Annotated in this window: 2 protein-coding genes; one reads left to right on the top strand and one right to left on the bottom strand. The window is 69.4% G+C overall.

The features are described 5' to 3' along the window. Positions 1–486: 486 nt before the first annotated feature. Complete coding sequence (locus AC6JA9_RS11260; protein ID WP_223750318.1) at positions 487–1386, bottom strand: LysR family transcriptional regulator; 900 nt, start codon at positions 1384–1386, stop codon at positions 487–489. 104 nt (positions 1387–1490) lie between these two features. Between AC6JA9_RS11260 and AC6JA9_RS11255 the strand changes: the two genes are divergently transcribed. Then, positions 1491–2357 (top strand): aldo/keto reductase family oxidoreductase, encoded by an 867-nt coding sequence (locus AC6JA9_RS11255; RefSeq protein ID WP_223750317.1) that lies wholly within the window; start codon positions 1491–1493, stop codon positions 2355–2357. Positions 2358–2388: the final 31 nt, after the last annotated feature.

Below are 2388 nucleotides of genomic sequence, written 5' to 3'. Positions count from 1 at the left end.
TCCCTGCCTCACTGGCATCCAGGCGGTCTTCCGTCCACGACCGGAGACACCCTGGACGTCGCAAAAGACATACATGCCCGACCCCAGGCATGCACCCACGCATCCATGTGAATCAGCGATTGACCTGCTACCGATACACCCGGCAACGCATACAACAACCCATAACTCCGCCGCTCGGGCGATCTCTCTCTACGCCCGGAACTCGCGCAATACCAGATGATTTTCTGCCCCGCGGACAGGGGGTGGAGAGCACTCCCGGACAATCCGATTTTGAGAATATGCACACTGCAAAGGCACCCGAACAAAGACACTCTCAACGCAGGTTTTGCGTCCGCCTGCGTCACATCAATGTCAAACACGCCATTCGCGCACGATTTGCGGGAGAGTGGACTCCCCATCCTCGGTTGAGGCTTCACGCCCGGGGCCGTCACGGCCGTCAGGAGAAGGCCCTCGACCCGGGGAGGGCCCTGGCCCCGCCGCGAACGCTCAGGTCTTCATCGACCGGATGAAGTCGATGAACGCCCGCAGCGGTGTGGGGAGGTGGTGGCGGCCGGGATAATAGAGCACCGGCCCGGAGAAGCTCGGCCACCAGGACTCGAGCACGGGGACCAGCTCTCCCCGGTCCAGGTAGGGACGAAGCCAGTCCTCGAAGTCGTAGATGATGCCGGTCCCCGCCACGGCGGCGGCCACCGCCAGGTCCGTCGTCGTCCCGAGGCCGACGATGAGCGGGCCCTTCGGCTCGACGTTGAGCGTCACCCCGTCGCGCTCGAACTCCCACGCGTGCAGCGGCCCCTTCGTGAACCGGCCCCCCAGGCAGTCATGGTTCAGGAGCTCTTTCGGATGCCTGGGGCGCCCACGCCGCGCGAGATACGCGGGCGAGGCGGCGGCCGCGAAGCGCTGGACACGCGGACCGATGGGCACCGCCACCATGTCCTGCGCGAGCCGCTCCTCGTAGCGGATGCCCGCGTCATAGCCCTCGGCCACCACGTCGACCAGGCGCTCCTCCGCGATGACCTCCATGCGGATGTCGGGGTACTTCGCCAGGAACGGCGGCACGATGCGGGGCAACACCAGCCGCGCCGCCGCGATGGGGACATTGAGCCGCAGCCGCCCCGCCGGTCGGCCGCGGAAGTCGTTGACCACGTCCAACGCCGAGCGGACCTCCCCCAGCGCGGGCTCCAGCCGCTCGAGCAGCCGCGCCCCCGCGTCCGTCAGCGTCACGCTCCGCGTCGTCCGGTGGAGCAGCCGGACCCCCAGCCGGGCCTCCAGCCGGCGGACGGCGTCCCCCAGCCGCGAGGCGCTGCTGCCCGTCACCCGCGCCGCGCCGCGAAATCCGCCCTCACGCGCCACCGCCCTGAAGGCCGTCAGGTCCGAGAACTCATCCATCACTGTGCGGATTTTCGCACAGCCCGTGCGCATTGCCACCGATTGTCGCGCAGCGGCGCCCTCCGTAGAGAAAGGGAGAACCTCGAATCCCAAGGACCTCCACCATGTCTCCCATCCCCCAGACCTATCGCCTCGGCACCCACACCGTCCGCCGCGTGGGTTACGGCGCCATGCAGCTCGCCGGCCCCGGTGTCTTCGGTCCACCCAGGGACCGTAAGGCGGCCCTCGCCGTGCTGCGCGAGGCCATCGAGCAGGGCGTCGACCACCTGGACACCAGCGACATCTACGGCCCGCATGTGACGAACCAGCTCATCCGAGAGGCGCTGCACCCCTATCGCGACGGGCTGGTCATCGCCACGAAGGTGGGCGCGGTGCGTGGCCCCCAGGGCTCCTGGGAGCCCGCGTCCTCTCCCGAGGACCTCGAGCGCTCGGTCCACGACAACCTGCGCAACCTCGGCCTCGACGTGCTGGACGTCGTGAACCTCCGGGCCATGTTCAGCGCCGAGGGCCCGGTGGAGGGCTCCATCGAGGCGCCCCTCACCGCGCTCGCCGAGCTCCAGCAGCGCGGGCTCATCCGCCACATCGGCCTGAGCAACGTCACCCCGACGCAGGTCGCCGAGGGCCGCAAGCTCGTCGACATCGTCTGCGTGCAGAACCACTACAACCTGGCGCACAGGCATGACGACGCGCTCATCGACCAGCTCGCCGCCACGGGGACGGCCTACGTGCCGTTCTTCCCGCTGGGCGGCTTCACCCCGCTGCAGTCGAGCACGCTGAACGACGTGGCCACGCGCCTGGGCGCGACGCCGATGCAGGTCGCCCTGGCGTGGCTGCTGCACCGCGCCCCCAACGTGCTGCTCATCCCTGGCACGTCGTCACGCCCCCACCTCCGGGAGAACCTCGCGAGCGCCTCGCTTTCGCTGAGCGCCGGGGACCTGGACCTGCTCAACCGCCTCACCGAGCGGGGCTGACCGCGCGCGGGACACCCCGCGCGGCGTCCCG

Source organism: Myxococcus sp. MH1, assembly GCF_059738865.1.
This window is presented reverse-complemented; position numbering and strand designations above follow the sequence as displayed.

What these genes read in the sequence shown, in the direction of transcription:
- AC6JA9_RS11255 (WP_223750317.1), top strand. Translation starts at nt 1,491, where the DNA reads ATGTCTCCCATCCCCCAGACCTATCGCCTCGGCACCCACACCGTCCGC.
- AC6JA9_RS11260 (WP_223750318.1), bottom strand. Translation starts at nt 1,386, where the DNA reads ATGGATGAGTTCTCGGACCTGACGGCCTTCAGGGCGGTGGCGCGTGAG.